This window comes from Streptomyces zagrosensis (assembly GCF_014203645.1).
In the GTDB taxonomy this organism is placed as follows: Bacteria; Actinomycetota; Actinomycetes; order Streptomycetales; family Streptomycetaceae; genus Streptomyces; species Streptomyces zagrosensis.
Window position 1 is genome coordinate 212666 of the sequence record NZ_JACHJL010000002.1, and the last position, 24383, is coordinate 237048.

General features: G+C 68.2%; 19 protein-coding genes. 3 read left to right on the forward strand and 16 right to left on the reverse strand.

The features are described 5' to 3' along the window. Window positions 1-330: 330 nt before the first annotated feature. The gene (locus tag FHS42_RS04560) at window positions 331-534 is read right to left on the reverse strand and encodes a cold-shock protein (protein ID WP_010986199.1); all 204 of its coding nucleotides are present in this window, start codon (window positions 532-534) and stop codon (window positions 331-333) included. Between the two features lie 415 nt (window positions 535-949). Continuing rightward, entirely contained in the window at window positions 950-1387 is a 438-nt protein-coding gene (locus FHS42_RS04565; protein ID WP_246494195.1) for a MerR family transcriptional regulator, read from the reverse strand. Between the two features lie 731 nt (window positions 1388-2118). Between FHS42_RS04565 and FHS42_RS04570 the strand changes: the two genes are divergently transcribed. Continuing rightward, complete coding sequence (locus tag FHS42_RS04570; protein WP_184569226.1) at window positions 2119-3411, forward strand: alpha/beta hydrolase family protein; 1293 nt, start codon at window positions 2119-2121, stop codon at window positions 3409-3411. Window positions 3412-3473: 62 nt separating this feature from the next. On the opposite strand, the gene FHS42_RS04575 is transcribed toward FHS42_RS04570, so the two are convergent. Further along, window positions 3474-4418 carry a sensor histidine kinase gene (locus FHS42_RS04575; RefSeq protein ID WP_184569227.1) on the reverse strand — a complete coding sequence of 315 codons (945 nt, stop codon included), beginning with the start codon at window positions 4416-4418 and terminating at the stop codon, window positions 3474-3476. Window positions 4419-4465: 47 nt separating this feature from the next. Further along, on the reverse strand, window positions 4466-5110 hold the full coding sequence (locus FHS42_RS04580; protein WP_184569228.1) for a response regulator: 645 nt from the start codon (window positions 5108-5110) through the stop codon (window positions 4466-4468). Window positions 5111-5869: 759 nt separating this feature from the next. On the opposite strand from FHS42_RS04580, the gene FHS42_RS04585 reads away from it, so the two are divergent. Next, window positions 5870-6607 (forward strand): S1 family peptidase, encoded by a 738-nt coding sequence (locus FHS42_RS04585; RefSeq protein ID WP_184569229.1) that lies wholly within the window; start codon window positions 5870-5872, stop codon window positions 6605-6607. Window positions 6608-6800: 193 nt separating this feature from the next. Here FHS42_RS04585 and FHS42_RS04590 read toward each other — a convergent pair whose 3' ends face one another. Next, window positions 6801-8000, reverse strand: a complete 1200-nt coding sequence (locus tag FHS42_RS04590; RefSeq protein WP_184569230.1) for a flavin-containing monooxygenase — start codon at window positions 7998-8000, stop codon at window positions 6801-6803. 577 nt (window positions 8001-8577) lie between these two features. Between FHS42_RS04590 and FHS42_RS04595 the strand changes: the two genes are divergently transcribed. Then, window positions 8578-9627: a PP2C family protein-serine/threonine phosphatase gene (locus FHS42_RS04595; protein WP_184569726.1), complete on the forward strand. Its 1050-nt coding sequence runs from the start codon at window positions 8578-8580 to the stop codon at window positions 9625-9627. Window positions 9628-9747: 120 nt separating this feature from the next. On the opposite strand, the gene FHS42_RS04600 is transcribed toward FHS42_RS04595, so the two are convergent. The 11 genes from FHS42_RS04600 to FHS42_RS04650 form a co-directional block, all read right to left on the reverse strand. Then, window positions 9748-10101 (reverse strand): hypothetical protein, encoded by a 354-nt coding sequence (locus tag FHS42_RS04600; RefSeq protein ID WP_312866722.1) that lies wholly within the window; start codon window positions 10099-10101, stop codon window positions 9748-9750. A 473-nt stretch (window positions 10102-10574) separates the two neighbouring features. Further along, complete coding sequence (locus FHS42_RS04605; RefSeq protein ID WP_184569231.1) at window positions 10575-12050, reverse strand: DUF6177 family protein; 1476 nt, start codon at window positions 12048-12050, stop codon at window positions 10575-10577. Window positions 12051-12057: 7 nt separating this feature from the next. Further along, on the reverse strand, window positions 12058-16107 hold the full coding sequence (gene eccCb / locus FHS42_RS04610) for a type VII secretion protein EccCb (protein ID WP_184569232.1): 4050 nt from the start codon (window positions 16105-16107) through the stop codon (window positions 12058-12060). Then, a complete protein-coding gene (locus FHS42_RS36585; RefSeq protein WP_246494196.1) occupies window positions 16104-16958 on the reverse strand; it encodes a CpaE/TadZ family protein in 855 nt (284 codons plus the stop codon). Before FHS42_RS36585 ends, eccCb begins: the two co-directional genes overlap by 4 nt. A 537-nt stretch (window positions 16959-17495) precedes the next feature. Next, window positions 17496-18827 carry an EsaB/YukD family protein gene (locus tag FHS42_RS04620; RefSeq protein ID WP_312866723.1) on the reverse strand — a complete coding sequence of 444 codons (1332 nt, stop codon included), beginning with the start codon at window positions 18825-18827 and terminating at the stop codon, window positions 17496-17498. Then, the gene (locus FHS42_RS04625; protein ID WP_246494197.1) at window positions 18821-19138 is read right to left on the reverse strand and encodes a hypothetical protein; all 318 of its coding nucleotides are present in this window, start codon (window positions 19136-19138) and stop codon (window positions 18821-18823) included. Before FHS42_RS04625 ends, FHS42_RS04620 begins: the two co-directional genes overlap by 7 nt. 510 nt (window positions 19139-19648) lie before the next feature. Further along, window positions 19649-20515: an immunity 49 family protein gene (locus FHS42_RS04630; protein ID WP_184569234.1), complete on the reverse strand. Its 867-nt coding sequence runs from the start codon at window positions 20513-20515 to the stop codon at window positions 19649-19651. A gap of 168 nt (window positions 20516-20683) precedes the next feature. Beyond that, window positions 20684-21157: a hypothetical protein gene (locus FHS42_RS04635; protein WP_184569235.1), complete on the reverse strand. Its 474-nt coding sequence runs from the start codon at window positions 21155-21157 to the stop codon at window positions 20684-20686. A gap of 79 nt (window positions 21158-21236) precedes the next feature. Next, a complete protein-coding gene (locus tag FHS42_RS04640) occupies window positions 21237-21602 on the reverse strand; it encodes a toxin-antitoxin system YwqK family antitoxin (protein ID WP_184569236.1) in 366 nt (121 codons plus the stop codon). Between the two features lie 579 nt (window positions 21603-22181). Further along, a complete protein-coding gene (locus FHS42_RS04645; protein ID WP_184569237.1) occupies window positions 22182-23039 on the reverse strand; it encodes a hypothetical protein in 858 nt (285 codons plus the stop codon). A gap of 459 nt (window positions 23040-23498) precedes the next feature. Further along, window positions 23499-24143 carry a hypothetical protein gene (locus tag FHS42_RS04650; protein ID WP_184569238.1) on the reverse strand — a complete coding sequence of 215 codons (645 nt, stop codon included), beginning with the start codon at window positions 24141-24143 and terminating at the stop codon, window positions 23499-23501. Between the last annotated feature and the right edge of the window lie 240 nt (window positions 24144-24383).

Here is a 24383-nt window from a genome sequence, read left to right on the forward strand (position 1 = left end):
GACGAGCCGAGAAACAGGGAGGAACAAGAAAGACGAGCCCGGGCCGAGCAGCAGGAGTGTGATCCGAGACGTCGGACACACAAGAAGCGCGGAGCGATGGGCCATAGTGCCGAGCCGTGTGCGGGGCCGAAGGCCCAAAGGGCGCCATGGGCGGCAGCTGCCGGGCGGCGTGCGCTGGGGCTGTGCGGCGGCCTCGCGAGGAGACTGCGGCGAAAAACCCGGGCCCCCACCTGCGACAACGCCGCGAGGCAGGGGGAACAACCGGAGAAATGAACGAGCCGGGACCCGCACCCAAAGGCGTGGGTCCCGGCTGCGAAACACGCTTCAGCGTCAGGCAGGAACGATGTTCTCGGCCTGCGGGCCCTTCTGGCCCTGCGTAACGTCGAAGGTCACCTTCTGACCCTCCTGCAGCTCGCGGAAGCCCTGGGTCGCGATGTTCGAGTAGTGGGCGAAGACGTCAGCGCCGCCGCCATCCTGCTCGATGAAGCCGAAACCCTTTTCCGCGTTGAACCACTTGACGGTGCCAGTAGCCATAATCTAAATCTCCTTCGGGGCAGTGCGCCGGAACCCGCACTGCGCGAGCCCCGCGTCGCCGCGATTTTTGCCCCGTCCGGAAAACAACACCGGAAATACGGAAGCACAACTGCAACAACTGAGATCAACAGTAGCACGCCAAGCACGACCAAGCACGGCCGAGCACGACACGCCACCTATCTGCCCTTGATGCATCATAAAGCCTCATCACAGCTTCCTCGCATGTCTGCACCCGTCACGATAGATATGCGGTCTCAGCGAGTGGAGTGTCACGCCGAGGACAGGGGGGCGGAGGCAGGGGAATACAGGCAGGAGGACGAGGCAGGGCTAGAGAGGGCGCCCCGCCCGGAGCGGGCCGTCGCCTGCGGGCCAACGCCCGCGGGACGACGCGTGACCGAACGCCGGCACTCAGGGCTCAGGGGCCTTCCCTCTCAGCGGCCTCCCCCGCCGCACCCCCGGCCGCGCCGTTAGCCGCGGGCCCAGCCGCCCCTTCAGCCGCGCCCCCGGCCGCGTTCTCGGCTCCCGCCTCGTTCCGGCGCAGTTCCTCGTTGAGCCGCAGGGCCTCTTCGAGCTGGTCTTCCAAAATCACGATGCGGCACGCGGCATCGATCGGCGTGCCGCCATCGACGAGTTCGCGCGCTCGGGCGGCGATGCGCAACTGGTAGCGGGAGTAGCGGCGGTGACCACCTTCGGAACGCAGCGGGGTGACCAGCCGGGCCGTACCAAGGGCCCGCAAGAAACCAGGGGTGGAGCCGATCATCTCCGCGGCGCGCCCCATGGTGTAGGCGGGATAGTCGTCATCATCGAATCGATCACTGTCGCGCGGAGCACGCGGGCGGTCTGCCGGGGGCATGGGCACCTCTCGGGCAACGCGTCGAGGGGCCCCGGCGCCATCTGGCACCAGGGCCCCGAGGGGTTTTCAACACCATCCGCCGACGCTGTGCGTCGGCCTTCGTCTACCGCATGTTCGGCTGGGAGCCCGAAGATGCGGGGGTCGCGAACGCGTGACTGGGGACCACCTACCAATCCGGGAGCTGCGGTACCCGAGTGAGCTGGCACTTCGCTCGGGCGATCCTGATGGTGTTGCTCCTCCTTTGGGTCGCACTCCTCTGTACTGCTGCTGTGCTGCTCTGCACGGAAATCCGGCTCGGCGGCCCTTGAGGCCGCCTGGCCCGACAACCACGCGTGGAACCCTTTCGTCTTGCTGGCTCCACGAGTCCGCTGTCGTGCCCCGTGCTCAGCGCGCCAGTTCGTCTCTGCCGCGCATCTGTGATGTCGTTGGCTACACGAGAAACTCTAGCCAGCTACAACAGCAATGTCTACTCCAGCCGCAATAGATTTTCGTGAGTCCAAGGCATAGCTACGTGTTCCGCACCCCCGCGGGCCATCCACCGGCCGCCGGGCCGCGCTGCGGTGACGGGTTAGTGAGCTAGCGCAGTGGTGGGCTGGTGGAGTGGGTCGCCCGATGTGTCGGGTGGCCGTAAGCCGTAAGCCGTAAGACAAGGCGCGACATGCACCAAAGTCATGTGTACGGCTGCCTTTTGCCAGTGCAGCGCGGCGACCTGGGGTTTCTACGCTCGGGCCATGTCCCGCATACGCCGTACATCCGCCGCCCTGGTCCTCTCGCTGGCGCTGGCGCTGCCGCTCAGCACGGCCTACGCCAGCGCCGCCGCACCACAGTCGGCCGCCTCGGCCCCGTCTGCGCGTACTGCTGCTGCGCAGGCGATCTCTTCGCGTACCGCCGCACCTGCTGCGGACACCCAGCTCAGGATTCCTCGACTCAGCGGGCCGTACGCGGTCGGACGGAACGTCCGCCACCTCGTGGATCACACCCGGCAGGACCCCTGGGTGCCCAGCGCCCAGCGGGAGTTGATGGTGTCTGTTTATTACCCGGCCCGCCCGGCCCACCCGGCCCGCCTCGACGGCGGTGGGAGCGGCAAGGCCCGTGCCCCCTATATGTCCATCGAGGAGGTCCGACTCTTCCTCCAGGGGAAGAAGCTGGACGCCGTGCTCGACGCCGAGCAGGTCAGTGCGACCCGCACCCACGCCCGTACCGACGCACGGCCTGCCCGTGGCACCCATCCATTGCTGGTGCTCTCACCGGGCTTCACGCTCCCCCGCGCCACCCTCACTCTGCTGTCCGAGGACCTGGCGTCGCGCGGATACGTCGTCGCTCTGCTCGACCATGCCTACGAAACGTTCGGCACCACCTTTCCCGGGGGCCGCGTCCTGACCTGCCGAGCCTGCGAGGTGGTGGAACAAGAGCCGACGGACGCGGCGGAGAAGAGGCGCATGGGCGAGGCCGCCGAAGATCGGGCGGCCGACATCTCCTTTGTCATCGACGAGCTGAAGCGGCGCCACCCCGTCTCGGGCCAGCCGGCCCGCTGGCAACACTCCGCGATGATCGACTTCTCCCGTATCGGTGCGGCGGGCCATTCGATCGGCGGCAATGCCGCGGCGTACGCCATGAGCGTGGATCACCGCATCCGTGCGGGGGTGAACATGGACGGCTCGTTCTTCGCCCCGGTGCCGCGATCCGGCCTCGGAGCGCGGCCCTTCCTGATGCTCGGGACCGAGACCGACCACGCCCCCAACGGCGCGGACACCACCTGGCCACGCGACTGGGCACGGCTCGACGGCTGGAAGCGCTGGCTTACGGTGCGGGGAGCGGGCCACTTCTCCTTCCTCGACCTGCCGGTCCTCGGCGCCCAGCTCGGCATCACGGACCCCACCGCCCCGCTCCCCGGGCGTCGGGCAGGCAAGATCACCACTGCGTATGTGGGCGCCTTCTTCGATCAACACCTGCGCGGAGTTCACCAGCGGCTGCTGACCGGCCCGTCGCACGCTCACCCCGAGGTGACCTTCCGTAACCCGTAAAGCCGTGCTCCGTCACCCGTGACCCGCTGCCCTTGCCCGCGAGGGCGTTCGGGTCGCCGCCGCTACAGCGGAAGCACCGCGGTCAGCAGCCAGCCACCGCTCGGCTGGGGGCTGGCCGTCAGGCTTCCGCCGGCCAGCCGTACTCGTTCGCCGAGTGCGACGAGACCGACGCCGCCCGAGACGGGAGGGTGCGCGGCTCCAGAGCGGCCACCGTTGGCCACGGATACGCACAGGGCGCCCGCCTTCCGCGCCAGCCGCACCTCGACGGCGGCTCGTGGCGCGTGCTTGGCCGCGTTGGTCAGTCCCTCCTGGACGACACGGTGGGCGGTAACAGCGAGATCGCCGGGCAGTTCGCCCGCCTCGTCGTGCAGGGTGAGCCTGACGCCGGCCGCGCGGGCCCCCTCGATGAGGTGCCCGATGTCGCCGGCTGGCGCGCGGGGCGCGGCGGCGGCGCCGTCGTGGAGGACGCCGATGATGTCGCGCAGCCGTTCGGTGGCGGATGCGGCGGCCTCGCGTACCTCGCCGGCGGCGTCCTGTTGCGGCCCCGCCAAGCCGAGTTCCAGGGCGCCCGCGCGCAGGGCGATCAGGCTCAGGTCATGGCCGAGCGAATCGTGCATGTCCTCGGCGATGCGGTTGCGCTCGCGTAGGCGTGCCGTCTCCGCGGCGGCGGCCTGCCCCCGCTCGACCTGCCGGCGCCACCCTCGACCGAGCGCCCAGGGCGTAACGACCGCGCCGCCGAGCACGGCCAGCAGCGACACCCACTGCCAACCATCGTGCCCGGCGAGCAGGACGACCGGCAGTCCGGCAGCCGCGACGGCACCGAACGCCCACCGGGCCAGCCGGTCGTAACGGCTCCACCGCCCACCCACACACCCCCCGGCCATCGCGACCGCGACCAGGCCCACCGGCAGCTCGTCGGGAAAGGCCGCGCCGATGACGAGGGTCGCGGCGAGCGCACTCCCCAAAGAACCGAGTGCACACCAGGGACGAACGAAGCGGGTCAGCACACCGGTGAGGCTAGCCGGGGCCCACAGCGAAGGGCCCCGCCGGGCGGTCAGCCCGCAAGCCCTGCCTCGTACGCGAGGATCGCCGCCTGCACCCGGTTCTTCAGCTCCAGCTTGGCGAGCATCGTGGACACGTACGCCTTGACGGTGCCCTCCACCACATGGAGTCGGTCGGCGATCTCGGCGTTGGCGAGTCCGGCGCCGACCAGGGCCAGCACCTCGCGCTCGCGCGGGGTAAGGGCCTCGATGCGCGTCTGCGCCGCGCCGCGCTTGGCGGAGAAGTCACCGAGGGCGATGACCCGTTGGGCAATCCTCGGGGACAAGAAGGCCGCACCATCGGCGACCGCCTCAATGCCCGCGTGCAACTCCCGCGGGTTGCCGGACTTGAGCAGAAAGCCACTGACCCCCAGGGAGAGAGCGGCAGCGATATACGCGTCCTCGGAGAAGGTGGTGAGCATGACGACCGCGGTGTCCGGGGCGAGTTCCCGTAGTTGGGCTGCGGCCTCCAAGCCGTCGAGCCGCGGCATGCGGATGTCCAGGAGTACGACGTCGGGCCGGTGTTTGCGGACGAGTTCGACAGCCTCCCGCCCGTCGCCCGCCTCGGCGACCACGTCGATACCGGGAGCGGCCAACAAGATTGCCTTGATCCCCGCCCGGACCATCATCTCGTCGTCCGCGATCACCACCCGAATCACCGCCGACCCCGCTCCTCACGCTTCTTCTTTGCTTCTGCTCCCCGACCGGGGCGGCATCGTGTGCCGTCTCGCCGACCGATCCGGGCCACGCTATACCGCTGGGCCATGTGGGCCTCGTACGGGCGCTGGAGCGGGCCCTACACGGCCCGGACGCCGCCCGCACACGGCCCGGACGCCGCCCGAACGGGGCCCGTGTGACGTGTGAACGAGCCGTGAACGGTGGGCCGTCAGGCGCTCTGGGCATCGCCGCGGGGAACCTTCCGGCCCCACTTCCTCGTCAGCTTTATCAGAGGACGTTTACGGCGGGTCCCCTCCCAAACGCCGGGTTCTCGAACGCCGAGTTCCCCGAACGCTGGGGCGCTCTCCGCGACGGCTTTCCCATTCCGATTACCTCACTCTTTCCTACCCAAGAAACGTAAATTCCCACTCAACAAACTTAAAGCGGCCTTTGAGCGAGATGGGAAAGATGTGCGCCATTCTCGCGCCTTTACGCCCTTTATGCGGAGAAATTAGCTTCCGGGAAAAGCCGCCCGATCACCCGCAATAGATCACGCTCCACCCGCCCCGACCTGGCCTTTTACGGGCGCGTCGCGCGTCACCAGCAGACCCAACGCCCTCGCAAGGGATCACCCAAGGGCCGCCAGCGCTATATCCGAATGTTATGGAACATTGTTACTACCCTGTTCAACTAGCTTTCGTAATCCTGGTAGCCCCTGCCCACCACACACGATCTCTCGTGTGTCTTGGAAACGAGGAACCTTGCGAATAACCAGGCTAATCCCCACACTCCTGGCCGCTTTGCTTTCCGTCCTTACCCTCTCCGTCACCGCCACCGCCGCGGACAAGCCCGCGACACAGGCGCCCAGCGTCGAGCAGCCGAGAAGCCCGCAGCCGATCATCGGTGGTGGGCAGGCGCAGAGCGGTCCCTGGGCGGCCCGGCTGTTCTCCAACGGACGGCAGACCTGTACCGCCACGATCATCTCCTCGAACTGGATTCTCACCGCCAAGCACTGCGTCACCGGCGGTGGGCTGTCGTTCCGCATCGGCAGCCTCGACCAGACCAGCGGCGGCACCATGGCCAATGGCGCTCAGACCGTGACCCACTCCTCGTCGGACCTCGCGCTGGTCCGCCTCGACCGTTCCGTCTCGGCGACCTACGCGCGGCTCGGGCAGCCGGGTTCGGTGTCCGTCGGCCAGAGCGTCCAGGTCTACGGCTGGGGCGCCACGTCCCAGTGCGGCTCGGAGATCAACTGCCAGTCGCAGTTCCTGAAGGTCGCGAACGTGACCGTGACCGGTGGTTGCAGTGATGCCTACCAGGGCTCCGCGATCTGCGCACGCCGCGGTAACGGCATCACGGCCGGTGGCGACTCCGGCGGTCCGATGATGGCAAACGGCATCCAGGTCGGTGTCGCGTCCACCAGCGACCGGCAGACCACCACGGCGTACACGAACGTGACGGCGTACCGCTCCTGGATTCAGTCCGTCGCGGGCGTCTGATCCCGTCGCGGGTATCTGATCCCGTCAACGGGCGCTTGATCCCGTAACGGGCGTTTGATCAACGCTTCACCCCTCGCAGCGTGTTGACATGGTCACCACAGGTGACACGGTGAGTGACACGCAATGAGGACGACTTCGGGGCGGGGGCACGCCGCGTACGGATATTCCGTCGCGCGGCGTGCCCCCGCCCCCGTCATGCCGTGGCAGCGCGGGGCCTTGAGGCGCGGCGCAGCGCGCGGCCGATGTTCCGCGCGTCGATGCCCGCCTGATGGAGCGCCCCGCTGAGCGGGTTGCCGTACCCGGCGAAGTACAGGTGCGGGGCGCACGGGCTCGTCTCGGCGCCGCGTACGACCGGCTCCCCGTTGGCGCGTAGCACCGGCAGGGCGTCGAGCAGGGAGCCGAGGCCGCAGTGGTAGCCGGTGGCGGCGATGATGGCCTCCGGCTGTACGTCGGAGTCATCGGCCAGCACAACGCGAGCGCCATCGATGCCGACGACGGCGGCGCGGGGCCGCACCCGCCCGGCGCGGATGGCCTCGACGATGCCCCGGTCGTGTACCGGGCTCATCTCATCCCGCGCGGAGCGGGTGTAGAGGCCCATGGTCGGCTCTGGCAGGCCGTGCCCGGTCAGATCCGGCAGCAGCAGGCGCCGCATGAGGCCGTTGAGCCGATCCCCGACGGCGGGCGGAAGCCGGTGCGCCCAGAGGCCGGCCAACTGCCATCGGTTGGTGGCCGCCGGCACCATGTGCGGCGGGGTGCGTAGGGACAGCCACACCCGGGCGGCGCCGGCCTCGGCCAGCGCCACGGCGATCTCCGTACCACTGTTGCCTGCGCCGACCACCAGCACCTCGCGGCCTTGGTACGGGGCGGGGCTGCGGTAGTCCCGCGAGTGCAGCAGCGTGCCGGTGAACGTGGTGCGCCCCGGCCACTGGGGTAGGCGCGGCGTATGGTTACGCCCAGTGGCCACGACCACCGCGCGGGCCCGAAGCACTCCGCTCCCGGTACGCACCCGCCACAGCGCGGCGGGGTACGGCGTCTGGTCGGCGTCGGCGAGCGAGGCCGCCAATTCGATCCGCTCCACGACCGTATGGGTACGGACGTCGATCCGGTGGTGGTCGGCGTAACGTTCCAGGTAGCGCGCCCAATCGTCGCGGCCGACCCAGCGACCGGCGGCGCGCGGGATCGGCAGACCGGGTAGCCGGGACAGCGCCCGGGTGGTGTGCAGGCTCAGGTGGTCGTAGTGGCCGCGCCAGTGCGCGCCGATCCGGCCGGCACGCTCGTAGACGACGACGGGCACGTCGGCCCTGCGCAGTCGCGCGGCAACGGCCAGGCCGCTGGGGCCGGCCCCAATGACCACAACAGGCGTGGCGGCAGTGCCGCTTGAGGGCGTAGGCATCGCTCTTTGCAACGACTGTCATCAGGCGCCGTTACGGGCCTGACGCACCGCGCGGAAGCCCCGTACGCGCTCTGCGCCGCGACCGAAAAGGCGGCCGGTCAACGAACGGCCAGACCAAGGACGGACGAACGAAGCGGGGGCGGACGCCGAGCGCGCACGGCCCGGAACAAACGAAAAAGCAGGGGCGGGCAGGGAGCGCGCACGGCCCGGAACACAGGAACACCATGCGGGTGGATAGGGAGCGCGCACGGCCTGGAAACGGACAAAAACGGGGTGCACGGATCAGAGACGGACGAGCGGGGGCGGTGCACACTCGACGGAGGGCAGTAGGGGTTCGCCGCCCTTCCTGTGCGCGGCCGTCCTCGGCTGTCCACTCGCCCCCGACGCTGCCCGCACTGCGGGTTGGTACTCGCGAGTACGTGATGATGGTTCGATGACGTGTGGTGATTGAGCGTTGGAGTGCGGGGCCGGGTCAGGGGCGGTGCCGCGCGGCCCGGACGGATTTTCCGTTCGGGAGGCTGGGCCGGTAGGCGTGCAAGGGGCGCGGGCCTGACGAAAGGTTATGTGTCCGGTGGTGATGATGAATCGGCCTTCTCGCGTGCTGTCGGCTATCCCCTACGCGGTGATGGCGATCGTGGCCGTGGTGGACGTGGCCGCCGGCTCGGACGCGGGATTTCTGCCCCTGATATCGCTGGGGCCCGCGTTCGCCGGCCTCGTCGGCGGCTGGCGGCGTACGGCGTGGATCGGCGCCCTCGCGCTCGCGCTGAGCCTGGGCCTTGGCCTGTACGACGGATTGTGGGCGCACCGCCGCGGGATCACCGCGCTGGTGTCGGTCACCGGCGTAACGGTGGCGGGCCTGGTCGCGGCGGTGATGCGGCAGCGACGCGAGGCGGAACTGGCTAGCGTGCGGTCGATCGCCGAGGTGGCGCAGCGCGTCCTGCTGCGCCCGGTGCCGCGATGTGCGGGGTCGCTGCGGGTGGCCGTCTCGTACACGTCGGCGATGGCCGACGCCCGGATCGGCGGCGATCTGTACGAGGTCGTGGCCACGCCGTATGGGGTACGGACCATCGTGGGTGACGTCCAGGGCAAGGGCCTGGAGGCAGTGGAAACGGCGGCGGTCGTGCTGGGCGCCTTCCGCGAGGCCGCGTACGACGAGCCCGAACTGACGGCCGTGGGGGAACGGCTTGAGCATGCGCTGGATCGTCATCTGACGGCGGAGAAATTCGTCACCGCGGTGCTCGCCGAGTCCACCACCGAGCGGTCGATGACCCTGCTCAACTATGGCCACCCGGCCCCGCTCCTGGTGTGGCAAAACGGCGGCGCAACCTTCCTCGCCCCACCCGAACGCGCCCTGCCCCTCGGCCTCGCCCTGCACGGCATGAAGGGCCCACATCCGCACACGGTGGACTTCGCCCGCGGGGACCAGATGCTCTTCTACACCGATGGTGTCAGCGAGGCCCGCAACACCCAAGGCCAGTTCTACCCCCTCGACGCACGCGCCGCCCTGCTACGGGAAGCAGACCCGGAAGACGCGGTGGAGGCACTACGCAAGGACCTGGTCACCTATGCGGGCGGCCCTCTCCATGACGACGCGGCCATGCTTTTGGTGCGCTATCGGGGCAATTGAGCGGCAGAGTGGGGTGCTTGTAATGGGGGCGCTTGGTGAGGTTGCTGCGCGGTGGGGGCGTTGGGGGGCTGCTGGTGCGCGGTGGGACTGTTGGTGCGGTGGGGGCGTTGGTGCTGCGCTTCAGCCGTTCCCCGTGGTCGTGCGGCGGTACGCCCTACGGGCGTGACTTATGCGGGCGATGAGAGTGCCCAGCACGGCGGCGGCCAGGAGGGACCCGAGGCGGCCCGCCTCCGGATAGCCGGCCCAGCTCAGCCGCCCCCGCGGGGTGACGGCGAAGCTGTTGAGGAACACCCAGCACACCACGGCGATGCCCGGGGCGGCGATCAACCGGGCACAGATCCCCAGGCCCACGGCCAGGGCCGACAGCACGGCTAGCACGGTGCCCGGGTCCCTGAGCAGGCCGAGGGCGCCGAGCAGCGCGACCAAGGCGAACGCCCCGCCGTACGCCACGCCCAGCACGCGCGGCGTGGCCACGGGTTCCGGGACGGGCCTGACCTCCTGTGTACGGAAAAGGCGCCAGTCCACCCTCAGCACGGATTCCCCCCGGTGGTCCGAACCGCGCCACCCGGTTGGCGCGGGCGCCACCGGAGCACGGCAGGAGTCGATGTCATGAACAACGTCAATCCCGGGCACGCGTCCGGGACTCGGGCACGCGCCCGCACCAGGATTCCCCCCCGGCCCGCCGCGCGAGGCTTCCGCACGACGCCTCCCCACCCGCCCACGCTGCCGCACGCCCTACGCGCACGGCAAGCGCCTCTTGAGTACGCTGCGCGCCCCCGGGCCGCGCGCACCCGCGGGGCGTGGGCACCCCGTCGAACGCCCACGGTGGGGCGTGTGCCGACTGGACCACCCGTCCGACGCATGCCACCGAAACAGCCTACGTCCGCGCTGCGGGGCACGGTGCCCCACCCGGCCTGTGAGGCGGCGGTCAGCCGGCCGGGCGGGCGCTACTTGGGCGCGGCGCTCCCCGCATTGCCCGGGCCGCTTCGCTCCTCGTCGTCCGCCGCAGCCGGTGCGACCCGCACACCGGCCAGCGCATCGCCATACAGATAGGACATCAGCCGCTCCAGGGAGGCCCAGCCGGGGCCTGCCGCGGACGCGTCGAGGGGGTAGTAGAAGGCGGCCTTGTCGCGCGAGCCCAGTTGTACCGGGCGTGCCAGCGATGGGGGGCGGCGGGCGGCGGTGACGCCGATGGCGCGCACGTCGTCGCGCCCCAGTGCGAAGCCCAGCGGTACGGGCGCGCCCTCCAGCACCGGCGGCACGGTCAGGTCCGCTCGGGCCGCACGTCGCTGCACCAGGAGGGAGACCAGGCCATGCTCGGCCGCCAGCTCGGCGACGAGGTCGGCGAAGCAGTCGGAGTCGGGCTCGTCGGCCGGGGACGGGAAGCCCAGCGTGAGTGTCGCGTCCTCCTCGACACCACCGGTCGTGAGCCCCGTACGCAGCGTCGCAAGCGCCGGGTGGTCTGGGCTGCCAACGGCAACCGTCCAGGTAGGTTGCGGCGAGCGCTCCCGGACGAAGTCCGTGAGTTCGGGACGGGACCAGGGCTGACCGGCCGGTTCTGCGCTGCCCCAGCCGTGCGGCGGCCCACCCGTCAGGCGCCGCCAGGCGCACTCCAGCGCGCCCCCGAGCAGGAGATCGGCCTCAGCCGGTTTGCGCGTACGAAAGGAGAGGGCGAGCTGGCAGCCCGTTATCTGCGACTCGCCGGCGGCAAGGAAAGCAGGCGCCGGGACGCCCGTGGCGACGAAGGCGCCGTCCGTCCAGCGCAGTTCACTGCCCGACAGACCGTCGTAGTAACCGCCCACACCATCGCCCACGACCCAGCGATTGGGGGCGCCCGAAAGCGCTGCCCGCAGGGGCAGCGTCAGCCGCGCCGACGCCTGCGTGACGATCTGCAATCCGCGGTCGCTGCTCACCGCGGCCTCAAGCGCCTCCGCCAGCCATGACGTCATCGCCACCAGCGGCCGATCCTGGATGACGACGGCCACCTTGTCGCTCAGTACGTCAACGGCAGGCTGGGCGGCGGCGGGCGCGGTCGCACTCGCCACATCGGTGACCGGCCTGCCGAAGTCGGTGACGGCCGCCTCGCGAGGCCAAACGCTGCCGCCGAGTTGGGATACGAGCCGCGAGGCGATGACGCCGGCGAGCCGCCCGGACCGCTGCGCCGCGGTCGCCGCTCGTATCTCCGTCCACCACACCGGTCCTTCCACCCGTACGTCGAGCAGCCGGGCCGCCTCGCCGGGCACCCGGATCAGTAGGGGCGTCTCGATGGAGACCAGCGGGCGCCCATCGGCATCACAAAGCTGAACTACCGCCCCATCGGCTGCCGTGGCCATGGTCATATCGGGCCCGCCGGACACCAACCCGGCCATCAGGCTCCAGGCTTGGGGCATGCGCTCGGTAAGCGCGATCACGTCCTTGGTCATACGGCCCTCACCTGTGCTCGTCCTCTCGTTCCCGTACTACGGAATCCGGTGCCACTGCCGTCTGCACCAGGCGTGGCGGGGCGCCACGGCGGACAAAGGTGCCCCGGCCAGCGGGCTGGTTCTGGGCGTAAACGCCGGGGAAAAGCTGCCCCTCCGACCGGTCGCCTGTCATGACCAGGGCGGCGGTCCCGCTCTCGCGCATCGTCATCAAAAACGGTTCGTACATGGCCCTCGATGCACCGGCCACCCGCCGGGTGACGACAAAGTGGAGTCCGATGTCACGTGCCGAGGGCAGGTAGGGCAGAAACGGTTCCAGTGGCTGCTGGCCGGCCACCGCCAACACGTCGTAGTCGTCCACGAGCACCACGATCCGCGGCCCCGAGAAATCGATTCCGCCCGCGGCGAGCTGTTCGGGGGCCATCGCCTCGTCCGGCAACCGCTTGGCCAGTTCGGTGGCGATAGCACCGGATAACCCGGTGGCCAACTTGGCGTTGTGCGCGTAACCACCCCGGTAGTCATCGGGCACCAAACTGTGCAGACCGCGCCGCGGGTCCAGCACCGCGAAGACCAGTTGGTCATCCGCGTACCGCTCCATCAGGCCGCGTGCGATGAGCCGCAGCATGTTGGTCTTGCCGCACTCGCCGTCGCCGAGGACGAGCAGGTGTTGATCCTGCCGGAACAGGTCGAGCAGCACTGGCCTGAGCGCGTTTTGGTCAAGGCCCACCGGGACCCGGCGCGGTTCAGCCTCGGGGCCTGGCAGCCGGTGCAGGCCCAGCCGGGCAGGCAGCACCCGCACGGGCGGCGCCGCGGGGCCCGACCAGGCCGAACTGACCGCGCGCACCGCGTGCTCGGTGGCGCCACCCAACTCGTCGGCCACCCCCAGGCCGTCGATACGAGGCAGGGCCACCTGTGCGAACAGCTTGGCATCGGTCAGCGCCCGACCCGGCTCGTCAGGACTGAGAGTTTCGGCGAGACGGCGGTTGACGGTGCTGTCCGACGGGTCGTTGAGCCGGAGCTCGATCCGGGTGCCGAACGCGGATTGGGCGACGATGCGCACCTCGTTCCAGCGCAGCATGCCGGCGACAACATGGATGCCGTAGCCACTTCCGCGCTTGAGGAGTTCGGTCACCGGGTCGTCCAACGCCTCGAACGTATCGCGCAGTTCGCCGAACCCATCGACGACGAGCACGATGTCGGTGGAGCCCAACTCGGGCAGCCCGCCCCGAGCCCGCAGCCGGCGCAGCTCCTCCACGGAGTCGATCCCGTGCTCGCGGAATGCCTCCTCGCGGGCCGCGAGCATGCTGCGCACCTCCTCGACCGTACGGGACGCGCGCTCCCGGTCCGACCGGCCCGCGACCCCGCCGACGTGCGGCAGGCCGGCCATCGTTTGGAGCCCGCCCCCCACCAGGTCGAGGCAGTAGACGCCAACCTCCTGCGGCGTGTGCGTCAGCGCGAGCGCGAGGACCAGAGTGCGCAGCAGGGTCGTCTTGCCCGAGGCTGGCCCGCCGATGACGGCAACATGCCCACCGGCGACGGTCAGGTCCAGGACCCATTGGCCCTGCCACTGCCGCGCCGGGTCATCGAGCAGGCCCAGCGGCACCCGCAGCGCACCGCCACCCGGCCGGCCCGCCAACTCCATGCCGCGCGTGCCCGCCCGCACCGGGCCGGCCGCCGCGTCCAAGGTGAGTGCCTCGGGCAGCGGCGGCAGCCAAATCTGCTGCACCGGTGGGGCCGCGCCGATGAGCTGGTCAACCATGGTGGACATGAGCGTGGGCCCGACCGTACGGCGCGCCGGCGCGGCCGGGCTCCCGGGCTCGCCCTCGCCGGTGCCGCCGCCGTCCTCCCCGGTGGCCAGGGTGTTGTACGTGGGGTACGGCAAGGCCGCCGGCCCCCGCTCCTCCTCAACGTCGTGCCGGGCCGGGCCTCGATAGGGCCCCGACACATACCCCGCCTTGAACCGCTCGTACGCGCTGGTGTCCACCTTCAGATAGCCAAAGCCGGGAATGGGCGGCAGATGGAAGGCGTCGGTGGTGTCCAAGACGGTGCGCGACTCGTCGGGCGAGAAGGTGCGCAGGCCCAGCCGGTAGGAGAGGTAGGTGTCCAGACCTTTGAGCTTGCCGCCCTCGATGCGCTGGCTGGACAGCAGTAGATGGACCCCGATGGAGCGCCCGATGCGCCCGATGGACAGGAACAGGTCGATGAAATCGGGTTTGGCAGTCAGCAGTTCACCGAATTCGTCAATGACCACGAACAGATGCGGCAGCGACTCCAAACCGAGTTCGGGGCGCTGGGCGCGAGTAGCGGCGTACGTAGAGATGTCGGCGATGTTCCCCGCATCTTTGAGTACCTGTTGGCGCCGCTTGACCTCGCCGGACAGGCTGGAGTGCACCCGCTCCACCAACCCGGCCCTGTTCTCCAGGTTGGTGATGACGCCGGCCACGTGGGGCAGTGGCGCGAAGGGCGCGAAGGTGGCGCCGCCCTTGTAGTCCACCAGCACCATCGCCAGATCCTGCGGCGGGTGCGTGGTGACGAGGGCGAGCACCAGGGTGCGTAGCAGCTCGCTCTTGCCCGAACCGGTAGCGCCCACGCACAACCCGTGCGGCCCCATGCCCAGTTCGGCGGACTCCTTCAGGTCCAGCAGCACCGGCTCGCGGGCGTCGCTCAAACCGATCGGCACCCGCAGGTAGTTCTGGTCCCGGCGCGGCGCCCACAGCCTGGGGATATCCAGGGCGCCCGGGTCATCCACCCCGATCAGCGCGGGGAAGTCCACCGGCCCGGACAGCGGAGTGCCCGCTGCGGCCGACTCCGCCGACAGCCGCAACGGGGCCATGAGCCGGGCCAGGCCCAGCGCGCCGGCCGCGGTGACCTCGTCCAAGGTGCCATGGAACGTGACCGGCTCGTCGCCGCGCAGATCCTCCACGGTCACGGTCCGCCCATCGTCGCCCGCGCTGATGCGTATGGAGACCTGGCCCGGCTCGTCCACGCGGCGGGCCAGCAGATGCAGCGCGGTCACCCCCATGTCGGGCAGGGTGATGGCCTCATCGGGGCGGTGCGGCTCATGCGCCGTATCCCCGTGGCTGTCATGGATCAGCAGCAGCCGCTTGCCGAGCCGCAACGCCTCCCGGCCGGCGAGGCCGCGCCGCACCTCCGCTGCGTACGCGGCCCGCTGCCGCAGCTCAGCACCGAGCGCGGCATCCAACTCCCGCGCCGAGGGGGCGATCCGCCGGGCGTTCACCGGCCCATCCCACGCCTGCGGATCAAGAATGTGCGGCAACCACTTGGCCCACGCCCAGTCAGCGAGCCGCGACTCGGGGCACGACAGTGCGAACGCCACATCGTCGGGTGCGTGCAAGACGGCTGCCTGCATGGCGATGGTCCGGGCGATCCCCAGCACGTGCGCCCGTTCCCCGACCACGCTGACGTTGCCCGCGCGGTCCAGCGACACGGTCAGCGGCGCCTCGGGCACGGTGGCGAACCGCTCCTGGAGACCAGCTGCCTCATTCAACATGAAGGGGTCGGGTGGCGACAGCACGGTACTCGCCTGCCGCTCCATGACCAAGGTCCGCACCGGGGCCTCACCGGTACCGACCCTTACATCGAGGAAGTCCCGCTCCAGCCGGCGCCGCTCCCACAATCTGGCGGGGTCGTTCACCAGGTCGTACAGGGCCTCCGGCGGCGGCGCGAGCACGCGCGCCGCCGCCCGAAGCTCGCGGTTCTCGGCACTGAGCTCCTCCCGCAACTCCTCCAGGTACTCCAAATACCGCTCGCGCTGCGTACGCCGAGTGCGCTGGGCCCGCCCGCGCTGAGAGAACAACAGCGCCACACCCCCGATGACCGCGACCACCAGCACCACCGCGCCGATCGCGGCGAACTGGCTGTTGCGCACGACGGTCATCATCACCACCGAACTGAGCACCCCCGCCATGGGCAGCAGCGAAGTGGCCGCCGAACTCGCCTTGCTCTCCGGCAGGTTAGGCGGCGGTTCGAGGTGCCGCTCGGCGGGCGCCGGGAGCGGGCGGGTGGTACGGGCCGGGCGGTGCACGACGCGTACGCTCATCGCCGCCGCTCCCGTGAAACGGCCCGGTCCAGCACGGCCGCCGCTAGCTGGGCGGTGGCGTCCACGGTCCGCTGTGCGAGCAGCCGCGTACGCACGATCCCGCCCGGCGCCAGATGCCGGTCATACGGCAACGTCACCACCTGCGCACCGTCCCTGCCCAGGTGCTCGGCGGCCTTGCCCGCATCGAGACTGGCGTGGGGCACGGTGTGGTTGAGGACCACCACGGTCGTCGGCAGCATGCTGCGATGCAGCCCGCCGACCCAGTCGAGCACGGCGCGCGTCGCGGCGACGCCCTCCACGGTCGCAGGGGCGACCACCACCCGAGCCTGTGTGGTGGTCAGGGCCGTGCGAGCCACCTCGGCCGGCAGCGTCTCGCAGTCCACGACCGTCATGCCGAAGTACCGCCGAACGGACGTCATCACCGTCCGATACGCCTCGATGTCGAGCTGCGTGCCCACTGCCCCCTGGCTACCCGGAAGCAACCAACCACCACCCGCATGCGGCACCAGATACCCGGTGAGGTCGGTGATGCGCATCGACGGATCGACAATGCGGGCCAGATCGGCGCAGGTCCACCGCACCTCCGCAACCCCCAGCCGCCGAGGCAGCGTACCCAGCGCGGGATCGGCCTCCACTGCCAGTACCGGGTCCGTCCGGTAGTGCGCGTAGGTGAGGGCGAGCAGCGCGGCAACAGTGGACTTGCCTGAACCGCCGCGGATGCTGGTGACGGCTATCTGACGTCCGGTGGTCACCGGCTGCTGAATGGCACGGGCGGCCTCGGTGACGGCGGTGCTCTCCCGCGTCGCGGAGGACACGAGCCTGAGCAACGTCCGCCCGGTGCGCCGAGCCACGCTGTCGCCACTCCTCGCCCGTCCCTCCACCCGCGCTATCTCGGGCCGCACGACGGGCACGGACTCGGGGCTGGGAAGCGGGGGAGGTTGCGGGGTGGGGGTGGGGTCGGGTGCGGGAGCGGGGCCAGGGCCGGGAGCGGGCAGTTGGTCGTGCGGAATTGGGTGGTCGTGCGGGCTTGGTCGGCCTTGCGGGACCCCCGGCTGTCTGTACGGGGGCAACTGATCGGACGCCGAGGGCTGCTGGTGCTGCGCAGCCCCCGAAGGGGATGCCTGGTGCTGACCCGGGCCGGGCCCCTGGTCCTGGGTCGGAGGTTGGGCCGGAGGTTGGGCCGGGGGTTGGGGTCCTGCCGGCGCAGAGGTCCTCGACGCGGGCGCTGTCGGTAGCGCGGGCGCTGCCGGTGTCGGCGCCGACGCGGGCAAGGCCGGCGGGGCGGGCTCAGGCACGGGTGCGGGAGGCACGCCACCGCGCGGGCCGCCGCCCAGGTCTCGGAACACCTCGTGTTGCCAGTCCCGCTGCGCTGCCGACATAGCCCCTTCTCAGAACGTGTTCAACAGCCGGTCATATACGCCGAAGGCCCCGATGGCCGCGGGTATCAGCACGACGACACCCACCGACTCGACCAGGTTCGCCAGTCGCCGCAGCCGTACTCGCACATGGTCCGGCGGACGCACCGCGAGGACCACAAGCGGCACCACGGCCGCACCGGCCAACGCGATCAGCGGATACGTCGTACCGCGGTCGGACCACAGCACCACCAGCCGCACCGCCAACACCACAGCGGCCCCCTGAAGCGCCACCACCTCCAGGCCGAGCGGAAAGGCCCGCGCTCGGGACAGCAGCACAACAGCCAGCAGCACCACCACCGTCACGGTCCACGCGTCGGCTCGCTCCAACGCCAACCAGCCACCCACGGCCGCGGAACCGGCCGCGGTCACGGTCGCAAGCACAAGCCCGCGGTGCGTGGCGGACAGCGCCACATCCACCCCGTGCCGGCTCACCGAAGCACCACCGGAGCGCTGATCATCAAGCCGAGTCAACCCCGCACTCATCAGCGCGAGCCGTGGCAGAAAACCCAGCGCCAGCACGGAGACCGTCCCCACAGCGACGCCCACCCGATAGCCGTCCGTCAGCATCCAGCCCAGTTCCCAGCCGCCCGTGGCCAAAGCGACGGCCCCCGCCCCCACCAACCCGCCCCGCCCGGCCGGCGTGCACAGACCAAGAAGCGCGAGCGTGCCGGTCACCGCGAGGCCAACTGCCGCGAGCCGCGTCTCGGCGACGCCGGACGCGGCAGTAACAGTCCAGGCTCCGAACACACCGAGCACCCCGCCAAGGAGGATGAGGACCGTGCCGAGCATGTGGTTGGCCCAACGCGCCACCGGCGCCCCCATGGCAGCGGCCACCAGCGCTGTGACCACGATCGGGACGCCTGTCCTGTCGGCCCCGAGCCAGTCCCGCGCGTACCCGGCGGCGACCAGGGCAAGCACGAGGTGCGCTGCACCCGCCGTCCACACCCGGGCCCGCTCGTTCCAGCGCCAACCCCGCACATCGAGGTCCTCAGCAGCCTCATCCGTCACGTCGTGCACCACGGGCGCTGCCGGCGTCTCCTGCTCCCGTACGAGCCGAATCACCGCGCCATCAGGCACGTTCAGGGATTCCAGCGTGTCGTCCTGGGCCAGCACCGCCCCGTTGGCCAGCACGAGCCGGCGCAGCATCGGCTTGTGTGTGGGCCGGCTGCCCATCATCTCCAGGATGTCGGGCAGCAGTTCACCCACCGGCTCGTCGGCGGGCAGCAACATGTCAATCCGCCGACGCTCCCCCACCAACGTCACCCGGCTCAACCCCGCACGCCGCTGCGCCGAACTCACCACGAGGCGCCCACCCGCCCCACCGGCGTCCACAGCTCAACACCCCGCGGCTCACCGTCCCGCACCACCACAGCCGACCGATACGCGTCCCGCTGGTCCTGCTTCTCCTTGTCGGCGAACTTCTCCGAAATGAAGGACCACCCGACGCACCCGGCACACACGACAGCAGCCAAGGCGATTCCCCCGAATAACTTGCCCACGTTCTCGTCAAGGGTCCGACGCGAGCGCTGCGCGCCGAACAACGAAGCGTCCCGCAACCGCCGCCGTCGCACGGCAACCGACTCCAGCAACTGACTGTCGTAGTCCCGCGCCAAGGCGCCCCTCCCTCACGCTCCGTGTTGCGATGCCCACACTTTACGGGGTGGGACTGACAGCGGGGCGGAGAAGGAGCCCTCGCACGAAGACACGCCACGATCTCGTACGAGGATCGCCACCGCTTTGTGTTGGTTGGGCACTAGCGACGAGGCAACACACCACCGTGATCGGCCTGTTGAGGCCGAGGCAGAACGGCCGGCACCAGCCCCCGAGGCAGCCAGGGCACCCCACCTCATGCCTACTTGCGCCCCCGCCCTCGTCCTCGCCGTCGAAGCAACCGGGCACTTGGAGCGCGGCAACCAAGCGACAGCGCAGGTCAAGTCACCGTTCGCCGCCGGGCTTTCGGGCGCGACACCACCATGAGCACGCCCGATGCGAGCGCTCCGGGGCTGGGCACGGGCCCGTGGCCACCCAGTCGCAAAACCTAGGCGGTGTGGTACTCGGCGGCAGGCGGTCGATCGCTTGCCGCGTTCACTCGCGACCGTAGACAAGCGACCGAGCGCTGTCGCTCACGTCTCGAACTCGCCAACCCAACTACGCACCAAGACATGCCGGGGGAGGTAGTCCGACTCGACGTCGATGGGAATACCGGCGTCGTAGGCCAGACACGCGACAGCCAGTGGTCCCAGCGCGACGGCACTGGCCGTGGTCTCGGCGCGCTCCTCGTCAGCCGCCCAGTAGTCCTTGTGCAGTTGCAGAGCCTGCACCAGTGCCTCGTTGAAGGCCGCGACGTCGCGCTCGACGAAACGGAAGAACATGTTGAGAGGCGGATAGAGGATTTTCAGCACCAGTTCACGGCCCGCGATCCCCGCCTCGTCCGGATCGGTGCCGTTGACCGCATGTACCAGCCTTTCCCCGAGCCCAGGCCCTTCCGCCCAGTAAGTCTGTAGGGAATCCACCCAGTGGTAGATGTATTCGTCATACACTGCCCCCGACTCGCGAAGCAGCGAGATGGAAACCCGGCTAAGCTCGGTCATGCGAGCCTGGTCGCGACACGTGATAGCCAGCCAGAAGGCGGTCAGCCAGTTTCCCGCGTCAGTGAAGTGCTGCGGCCCCGTCGCTGGGATGGACCGAACCTTTCCGCCGATGCGACACGAAACCGTGGTACCAGCAGGAGCGGTCGCAGCGGCGAACAACGCGGAACCAGTCTGCATTGCCGTCAGCCATGCCTCCCAGGTCTCCACCTTTGACACTGCGGGGTCGGACAGACAGTGCAGTTCGGCCGTACTCACGGTGTCCGCGAAGGTCAGCCCGAACACCTGCGGCGCACTTTCCAGGCGACTTATTCCCTCCTCGGTGTCTTCGTCTGCCTTGCCGCTGAAGGCTGAGTCGCCGTCAACGGGCAAGGAATCGTCCCGAGTGATCCGCGTAGGCATCTGTGATCTCCTAGCTAATAACGAGCTAGCTCGTCGCGTAGGGAGTTCCGTTTGAAGCGAAAGAGCAAATCTGATTTTACGACGCTAACCAGAAATCAGTCTCGGGTTATTCGAGGTCAGCGCGACGATAGGCGGGGAGGGCTTTCTCCGCCCAGCGGGCAAGCCGTCCTAGTCCGCCATCGCGTCGAGGTCGTCCAACACCCCATCGTCGAGCTCGACGATAGGGCTTGCCAAAGCATTTTCCTGCCACGAACGCAAGGACACACACAGAAACCCAAAGTCCGCCACGCCGTTCTCGACATTGAAGCCACCACCTCGCTCGAAGAGCATGAGCATAGGCTCGAAAGGGTCAGGCAACAGGCTTGAGCCGGCGGGTTTCCTCGCGCGCAATCCTGCCCAGCGCAGGGACGCACGGCACAGTGCCTGTGCTCGAATTTGTGCCCCGCGTTCGGCAAGTTGCTCAACCACCCGCTCGATAACGCGCTCTTCTTCTACTACGGCGTAAGGCGACACCTCACGTGCCAGATCAGCGAAAGGCCCGTCGGCGAATTCACCTAGCTTCTCCGACCACAACGCCATCCGCCGCAGGTACTCCCGCATCAGGCGCGACCGGGACGGCGCGTGCCGCAGGTCAGCATCCATAGCCCGCCAGTCAACAGCCAACAAGCGCGCGACGACCTGCTCGAACGGCTCGCCCCGAACGACTTGCCCTGACGCGCTCTCAGCCTTCACTGGCCACCCAGGAGCTTGTCACACGCCCCTCTTCGTCCCAGTGGTACTCGGCTACTAGCTTGCCGCTCTCCGACGTGAAAATTTGTCGATGCGCGAGTTGCCCGTTAGGGTGCCACTCCTTTTGCTCGCCGGACGGACGGCCATACCGACACATCTCTTCTCCTTTCAACGTTCCGTTCGAGTACCACGCGCGTCGCAGACCGTGCAACCGACCGTCCACGTACTGGTCAAGGTGAATCACAATGTTCTCCCGGTACTCGACCACCTCTCCGCTGTACGGGGCACCGTGGTAGAACAAGCGCCCCTCGACGTCCATATCCACGTCGTCGTCGTCAATATCAATACGGTTGCTCATATCTATCCCGGAATCCAATTCTCACCCGTCGGCGGAGAGCCAGTGAAGCGACCGTTACTGCTAGGCACCTCGCGCAACATGACGCAACAGTTGGCACAGAAAGGTGCGGGTTTGCCCGGAAGGCCTGTCTTCTGATCGCGAATGAAGACGAACTCGACTGATGCCCGAAAGTCGCGGAGCGCCTCGGGGCCGTCAGGTAACCCTCGTTCTCGACGAGCCCATAACAGGTCATTGACAGCTTTGACTTCTGCGTGGTTTAGCACTTCCGCTGGACCGGTCAGGTGGATGAAACCTCCCTTTTGCTCGCCGGAAGGGCGTCCCCACGACGCGTGGCGACACCTCGTGCGCCAGGTCAGTGAATGGCCCATCGGAGAGGCCGCCCAACTTCTCCGACCACAACGCCATCCGCCGCAGATACTCCCGCATCAGGCGCGAAGGGAGGGCGTTTCACGTAGAGCAGCACCCTCGTCCCTCCAGTCAATGTTCAGCAGCGATCCGTGACCTGCTTAATCGGCTCTTCACTCAAAGTCCACAACCTGGAAGTCGGATTCCTATTTGCAACCGATTACCTCCGATACTCTACGACGATTCCTGGTCGCCTCTCCAGGGCAGAGACCTGGGTCGCCGACGCCAGTACCATGCTCCTTCATGTACCTCTGCTGCCGAAACCACCGAAGCCTCCAACAACGCCTTACCACCGTCATCGACAGTTAGTTCGTCATACTTGGCATCGAGCGCGATCAAGGCCTGAGATGCTGCCTCTTCGAAGCCGCCACCGAGTTCCCGCGCCAAGAGAGTGGCTTCATCGCGCGCCCGAAGGTCGTCTATATACATATCAGCCGCGTACCAACCAGATGGTGGCCAGTGGTGTGCTAGGCGATACGTCAAGCGCTCCCACAAAAGCAGCCGCTCCCAGAGCCTGACGACAGCCCCCGTTCCCTTCAGGGCAATCTGCGCAGAAAATGCGCCCTCCACTATCGGAGTAGGGATTACGTGTTCCCGAACTACGTCCGCAAGCATTGACACCTCCGCAGCGGGAAAAGCCGCAACGGGCCGCTCTACTTGCAGTACGACAAGTCCGCCACTATCCGTCTCAGGCTCCTGGATTCTGGCGTAGAGCAAATGTCCATCCGGGTCTGCCAATCGCCGCACACTGGGAATGGAACCCTCGTAAGGAAACAGCACCGGTACGTCCAAAATACGTGCCATCTCCACCGCCAGTTGACCTTCGCTGGGACGTACCCTCACAGCATCGGTGATGTAGACACTGAGCGACCATTGCAGGTCGCCCTCTTTCCCCTCATATTCACAAGAGACATGGGCCTCCCAATTGCGCGAATCGAACTCATCCACAGAGGAAACGTCCACATCTCCCGTGGCCGTGCCGAAAATACCGGCAAGCACAACCGAAAGGCGATCCAAGCTGTCTGACCCCACGAGAAGGAAATTGCATATCACTTTAGCACCTCCGATAGAAGGAGGCGTTTTCCACTGAATCCAAGTTGTTAGGGAACTTAGGGTCCATTGTGAACCTCGCTATGTCGCCCCGTACGGCCTGTCGGTAGTCGGGCTCGATCATCGATTTTTCTTGTCACCTCCCACTCCTCACGTCTTCGATGGTGTGGCGAGGGTTCGGCTCTCGAAGTGTCAAGCCTTTGGCCGGTCCCTAAACGCTCCGACCGACAGGCCAAGGAACTCGCTTTGGTTACCTACTACCCGGGTCAGCTTGTCCTTCTACAAGTCATTCCCGGAACCTTGTTCTGGATTATTTCCCTCCGACTCGGGCGTCTCTTTTCCGACGCCAATTGAGAAACACGCGATGAATCGGCTCCTGCGGACGCAGCACGCGCATTCCCCGCGCTGCGCAGCCAACCATTCCTCAAGCCGAGCGACCGGTCACAACTTGTCAGTAAGATCAGGCCCGAAACCGTCCTTATCGAGATCCGGCATAGCGATGCCATGACCTTCGGCGATCCCGAAATAAGTGGGCTCTCCGGGAAAAGCAGTGACACCGAGGACTGTGTCCAGCTCCTCCAATGCGGCGGCCAGGCGTGGCGCGTTGCGTTGGTACAGCTCGGGATGCGGACGCCCACGGAAGTCATTCTGCATCCACACGTCATGACAGACCGCAAGTTCAATAGCAAGCCCGGTAGGGTCGGGAGATGTAATGAGGCTGATGAGGTTAACTTCTGAGTGAGGCACCCCCTGTTCGTCTAGCCACTCACCAGAACCGAGAACAGTGATGTCACCGACCTCGGCTTCCGGCACACCGACCGGTTGCGCATCTCGAATTCGTTGAGTGAGCCTGCGATCCGACAGTGGCGTTCGCAGGCTGAGTTGCGACGCGAAACCCGTGCCGCCTCCCTCCTTCGCATACCAATCAAAACGTAATGCGCTCGCTTTATGGAGTCGTCTCCTTTCGAGCACCGAGGCGACCTCTGCCGCAACCAACAAGGCATTACCTAGCCCTGCCGGAGCATATTCTTCTAGCTCCCAGATCCATGCGCCGCAGCTTTCCGGTGCACGCTCCAGCAGGGGCATTCCATCTCCTTAAGGACACAGCTCTCCGCGTGCCGACACGGCGATAAGCCCCTCCGCCAAGCACAGATGGAATACGGCTTGTGTCTTCTTGCGCAGTGTTACACCTCCGACATACGCCTTGCCGTGAACTCGCGCGCGCTGTGTGCATTGAGGACGGCAATAGTTCAAGAGCCTGTTGCAGGGCATGACCCGACACTCTCCGCGGTACGACATGACGCCGTGGTGTCAGCAGGAGTGGCC

Coding starts and splice junctions, on each gene's coding strand:
- FHS42_RS04560 (WP_010986199.1), bottom strand. CDS start 534: ATGGCTACTGGCACCGTCAAGTGGTTCAACGCGGAAAAGGGTTTCGGC.
- FHS42_RS04565 (WP_246494195.1), bottom strand. CDS start 1,387: ATGCCCCCGGCAGACCGCCCGCGTGCTCCGCGCGACAGTGATCGATTC.
- FHS42_RS04570 (WP_184569226.1), top strand. CDS start 2,119: ATGTCCCGCATACGCCGTACATCCGCCGCCCTGGTCCTCTCGCTGGCG.
- FHS42_RS04590 (WP_184569230.1), bottom strand. CDS start 8,000: ATGCCTACGCCCTCAAGCGGCACTGCCGCCACGCCTGTTGTGGTCATT.
- FHS42_RS04595 (WP_184569726.1), top strand. CDS start 8,578: ATGATGAATCGGCCTTCTCGCGTGCTGTCGGCTATCCCCTACGCGGTG.
- FHS42_RS04605 (WP_184569231.1), bottom strand. CDS start 12,050: ATGACCAAGGACGTGATCGCGCTTACCGAGCGCATGCCCCAAGCCTGG.
- eccCb (WP_184569232.1), bottom strand. CDS start 16,107: ATGAGCGTACGCGTCGTGCACCGCCCGGCCCGTACCACCCGCCCGCTC.
- FHS42_RS04630 (WP_184569234.1), bottom strand. CDS start 20,515: ATGCCTACGCGGATCACTCGGGACGATTCCTTGCCCGTTGACGGCGAC.
- FHS42_RS04635 (WP_184569235.1), bottom strand. CDS start 21,157: ATGGATGCTGACCTGCGGCACGCGCCGTCCCGGTCGCGCCTGATGCGG.
- FHS42_RS04640 (WP_184569236.1), bottom strand. CDS start 21,602: ATGAGCAACCGTATTGATATTGACGACGACGACGTGGATATGGACGTC.
- FHS42_RS04650 (WP_184569238.1), bottom strand. CDS start 24,143: ATGCCCCTGCTGGAGCGTGCACCGGAAAGCTGCGGCGCATGGATCTGG.